Genomic DNA, 4,383 nt, shown 5'->3' on the forward strand with positions numbered 1-4,383 from the left:
CGGCATCGAAGGAACAATCTCCGCCGGGGTCCGGGTCCTGCACCTGCGACGCTCCCGCTACATCGGTCTCACCAAGACGCATCTCCAGCACGTGCTGACGGCGGCTGCCATCAACCTCATCCGACTAGGGGCTTGGTTCGCGGGCACGCCGCTCGCACGAACCCGGCAATCCGCCTTTACCAAGCTCATGATGGCTCCCGTCCCAGCATGATGAATTCGCCAGCAGTATCAAAAGCGGAGCAAGTCCATTGGACGCCATCCATGGCTTGGTGGAGCAGCCGGCTGCCCTGTGTGTGGCTGCCTATGTTGGGGCCACCCGTCTGATCGACAACGTGCTCCTGACCCCTCCGCCGACAGCTCTGTCCGATCACGAGCTCGAGTTGGTCTCGCATGCGATCAATCGGCAGGCCACAGCCGGTGCGGAAGAGCCTTGAGCGTCATGACGGCACGATCCGACACCGATGCCCTCATTCAGGACCTGAGCGCCCGCCTGAGCGCCGGGGCCACGGCCACCGAAACCCTCCTGGCCTGGTGCGAGGAACATGGCCTCTCGCAAGGACCGATCACCGCCGCGTGCCATCAGCGGCAAGTGCTGTCGGTCGTGCCGGACAATGTCAGCACAGCTCTAGCCCCTGTCACAGGCGAAACCGTCCATTTCCGGCAGGTTCGCATCATGCGGGGCCCGCTGCCGCTCGCGACGGCCGAGAACTGGTTCGTGCCACAACGCCTGGCAGCAGGCATGAATGAGGATCTGCAAACGACCGATGTGCCGTTTGGAACCGTCGTTGCGCCGCTCCATCCCTCCCGTCGCACCCTCACAGTACACGTTGAGCCCCTCGCTATTGATCCTTGTGAGGATCCGTCGTGGCTCAGCACCTCAGCGCACCAGTCCCAACCTGCTGTCATCCTGGAGCATACAGCTGTGATCTGCAGCGGGACCGGGACGGCGCTCGCGCTCGTGACGGAGAGGTTTTTCTCCGACCTCGCCTCGTTTGCGGCCTCAAAGTCATCTTTGAGACGAGGTCTCGACGGGAGATCGCGCACAGGATCAGCGACGCAGCAGGTGAGGCTTGAGCGATGACGTCCCAACCTGCCCTGACGCGTATAGAGAACTGTCTTTGCCGCTGATCCGGGTTCGAGTTCCCTCCCAGACAAATCGTAGGTTTTCGTCCAAATGTCGCCGATTTCGTTCGCCTGCGTGACGCCTTGTATCTCGACGACGTCCGTTCGGCCGGTTTCTGCCAGGGCCGCGCGCCTAGCGCCATCGTACCAACTGTCGACGATGAGGGACAGCGGCAGCGTTGCGAGCCAGGTGTGGAGGACCGTCGGCGCCGCCGGCGCCGCCAATAGCTCGGCCATCCAAGCTTGAAGCGTCCGACGATGCCCGGCTGTACGATGAACTGCGCGACCGACCACATATTGGTGCGGATCTTGGACGGGGCTGGCGCCCGCGTGTTGAGTGCCGCGGCGACGGCGTCCCGCGTGTGCGGTACAGGCGGTTCCGCGGAGCTGAGCCGCAGGAGCCCCGGACCGAAATAGAAGGATGATCTCATCGGCGGCGAGCGCTTCCTTCAGCAGGTCAAGCCGCTTTTCGGCATCACTGTTTTGCATGACGAAGAGATGGCCCGAGGTCAGGGTCGTGTTCATGCTCGCTTCCTCTTGCCGCTGTCATCCTGTCAACCCGCAGCCTCAGTCCTCGTCGGAAATCTTCCTTGCCTCGACGGTGATCGGCAGACGCGTACCCTGCGGAAGGTCGGGCAGGACGAGCCGCCAGCCGTTCCTGAGCGTTACGGCGCCGCCCCACAAATCTTCATTCTCGACCGCGATGATCGGCTCTTCGAGATCCTTCTTGGGAACATACGCCGACAAGCCGGCGCCGGTCCTGCGGATCATGACCTTCATCTGGCTGTTCCTTCACTGGTTTCGGCACTGCAAGGAGACCCGGCTTTGTCGAGGCTCATCAGTTCACGCGCGCGCATGCCGACGACGGTACCACGATTGATCCATTCGACCGCATAGATGTAGAACTGCTGGAGAAAGGTACCGACGTCGCGCACATAACCGTCGTCTCCCTTTCGCACGAGGTTTTCGCCGATCTCCCTGCCAGGATAGGTTCCGTCATTCCTGATGTGGCGTGTGGCACGGACCCGCTCACCCGGCATAAATCGTGGAGGCTTGCGGATTTCGACCTCCTGTTCGCGTCCGAGGCCCATGGCGGTTCCTTTCTGGCGGCTGCAGCTTGTCAATAGAGAAGTTCAAGGCCTCCTCAGGAGGCGACCCCAACCGTGTCGGTCGCCGAATTGGAGGTCGCGGGAATACAGGTCTTCGGCACCGGACAAACCGAGGCGCATTGCTGCGTATCGAAGACCCCCTCGCATTCAGTGCACTTGTCCGGATCGATCACGTAGGTTTCACCCTTGAACTTGATCGCGCCGGAGGCACATTCGAATAGGCAGGCACCGCATTGGGTGCATTGGGATGCGATGATCTTGAAGGCCATTCTTCGACTCCGGTTTTGGTTGGTATGAGACCGCTCATGTCGTCGCCGCCAGAGGTTCGACCCCAAACTCGGCGGTGTAAAGCGCGCTGATCGCGGTCTCGATGTAGTCATAGCCATAAGCGTCCGTTGCTCGGATTCCGGCTCCCGTGAGCTGATCCTTGGGGCAATCTCCAATCTTGGCGCACAGCACGATGTCTATGCCTTCGAGCGCAGCGATGACGCCGTCGAGGGTGGCGTCCTCACCCCAGCCGCCGAGGCAATACTGCTCGACCTTGCGATGCCCGACGAAGCTGATCCCTGTCGGCGAGGCCTCATAAATCTGGAATTCCTTCGAATGGCCGAAGTGTTCGTTGACGCGGCCGCCACCCTTAGTCGCCACCGCGACGAGCAGCGACTTGCCGGAGCCAGCTGCCTTGACCATCCCGGTCGCCGCACTCTTAGCCGCCACGTGATCACCGCGCTCACGCGCGACCACCTCCCGATAGGCCTCGCGTTTGCTGGCATCGTAGGTGACCTCGCCGGGAATCTGGTCGAGCGTGAATTCCTGACCACGATCCGAGACGAGCAAGCCGACGGCATCGGCCCGGCACTGCCGGCAATGGCGCATCAACTTGGCGCCACCTTCGAGACGATCCTGAAGAGCCTTTAGCTCCATCGCATTTGGGCCGCGCTGCCCGGTCAGGCCGTAATATGCACCGTGCGCCGGGTCGGAAATCAGCGGCATGACGTTGTGCAGGAATGCGCCGCGCTCCTTGACCCATTTATTCACCTCGATCAGGTGCTCGTCGTTGATGCCAGGGATCATCACCGAATTGATCTTGGTAAGGATGCCGCGCGCGGTCAGCATCTCCAGGCCCAACATCTGTCGCTTGTGCAGGATCTGGGTGGCTTCGATTCCGGTGTAGCGGCGGTGGTCATAAAAGATCCAAGGATAAATCTTTGCGCCGACTTCCGGGTCGACCATGTTGATGGTGATCGTCACGTGATCGACATTCATGTCGGCAAGCTCGGCGACATGGTCCGGCAGCGCGAGCCCATTGGTGGAGATGCACAGCTTGATGTCAGGGATTTCCCTGGCGACTTGTTCGAACGTGGCCTTGGTCTTCGTCCAGTCGTAACAGGCATCGCCCGGTCCAGCGATGCCGAGCACGGAAAGCTGCGGCACTTCGTTGGCGACCGCCATCACCTTGCGCAGCGCCTGCTCGGGCGTCAGCTTTTCCGAGACAACCCCAGGTCGGCTTTCGTTGGCGCAGTCATATTTGCGATTGCAATAGTTACACTGGATGTTGCAGGCTGGGGCGACCGCGACATGCATGCGCGCGAAATAGTGGTGCGCTTCCTCTGAAAAGCAGGGGTGATCCTTGATCTTCTCCCAGATAGCCGAGTCCATGTCGTCCGGCTTTGCGGACGAGCCGCAGGATGAAGACGCGCAGCCACCGGATTTCGCGGTCGCCAGCAACTGGTCGAACGATTTCGTGCTGGTCAGGCTCTCGAGCGAAATCATCGGTTCGGACATCGAACGGCTCCATTGCTGGGTGAGCGTCGCAGTTCAAAACGCAAGAGCGATGCCACCCCTAAAAAACGATTCAATTCAATGTGTTGGCTTTTCGTGTCCGATTCTGTCGGTTTGCTCCGACACAATTTTGTCAGGCTTCCGACAATGGTCAAACGAACTGCGTCGCGAGAGGCGACGCGTCTCAGGCATACAGAGCGCGACGAGGGGCATCCCCGGCCTGACGTTTGAAGTCCTCAGGACGTTTAGAACTGTTTCAGCTTGATCCCATGCCGGCGCAGGGCATAGCCGACCTGCCGCGGCGTGAGGCCCAGGATACGAGCCGCCTTGGCCTGAACCCAGCCGGCCTTCTCCATCGCGTCGATCAGCC

8 protein-coding genes and 1 pseudogene are annotated in these 4,383 nt (G+C 61.0%); 3 read left to right on the top strand and 6 right to left on the bottom strand.

Annotated elements, in window-relative coordinates; translation table 11 throughout:
• From FS320_RS38965 to FS320_RS46540, 3 genes are all read left to right on the top strand, one after another.
• Positions 1 to 211: transposase (locus tag FS320_RS38965; protein WP_192926402.1), on the top strand; the 211-nt coding region annotated here is incomplete at its 5' end.
• Positions 212 to 248: 37 nt separating this feature from the next.
• Complete coding sequence (locus tag FS320_RS38970; RefSeq protein WP_152717725.1) at positions 249 to 434, top strand: hypothetical protein; 186 nt, start codon at positions 249 to 251, stop codon at positions 432 to 434.
• 5 nt (positions 435 to 439) lie between these two features.
• Positions 440 to 1,081 (top strand): hypothetical protein, encoded by a 642-nt coding sequence (locus FS320_RS46540; protein WP_162562921.1) that lies wholly within the window; start codon positions 440 to 442, stop codon positions 1,079 to 1,081.
• Positions 1,082 to 1,092: 11 nt separating this feature from the next.
• On the opposite strand, the pseudogene FS320_RS49085 reads toward FS320_RS46540, so the two are convergent.
• The 6 genes and pseudogenes from FS320_RS49085 to FS320_RS39000 all read right to left on the bottom strand — a co-directional run.
• Positions 1,093 to 1,647: pseudogene (locus FS320_RS49085) on the bottom strand (SIR2 family protein); the annotation flags it as partial.
• A gap of 42 nt (positions 1,648 to 1,689) precedes the next feature.
• Positions 1,690 to 1,902, bottom strand: coding sequence for a putative nitrogen fixation protein NifT (nifT, locus tag FS320_RS38980; RefSeq protein WP_152717727.1), 213 nt, complete (start codon positions 1,900 to 1,902; stop codon positions 1,690 to 1,692).
• The gene (locus FS320_RS38985; RefSeq protein ID WP_152717729.1) at positions 1,899 to 2,213 is read right to left on the bottom strand and encodes a nitrogen fixation protein NifZ; all 315 of its coding nucleotides are present in this window, start codon (positions 2,211 to 2,213) and stop codon (positions 1,899 to 1,901) included. The genes nifT and FS320_RS38985 overlap by 4 nt, the downstream gene beginning before the upstream one ends.
• Positions 2,214 to 2,266: 53 nt before the next feature.
• Positions 2,267 to 2,500: a 4Fe-4S dicluster domain-containing protein gene (locus FS320_RS38990; RefSeq protein ID WP_152717730.1), complete on the bottom strand. Its 234-nt coding sequence runs from the start codon at positions 2,498 to 2,500 to the stop codon at positions 2,267 to 2,269.
• A gap of 34 nt (positions 2,501 to 2,534) precedes the next feature.
• Complete coding sequence (gene nifB / locus FS320_RS38995; RefSeq protein WP_152717732.1) at positions 2,535 to 4,016, bottom strand: nitrogenase cofactor biosynthesis protein NifB; 1,482 nt, start codon at positions 4,014 to 4,016, stop codon at positions 2,535 to 2,537.
• A gap of 242 nt (positions 4,017 to 4,258) precedes the next feature.
• Positions 4,259 to 4,383, bottom strand: a 125-nt coding sequence (locus FS320_RS39000) for a helix-turn-helix domain-containing protein (protein WP_152717478.1), incomplete at its 5' end; no start/stop codon positions are given.

The sequence above is a fragment of the Microvirga tunisiensis genome (assembly GCF_009296175.1).
Lineage (GTDB): Bacteria > Pseudomonadota > Alphaproteobacteria > Rhizobiales > Beijerinckiaceae > Microvirga > Microvirga tunisiensis.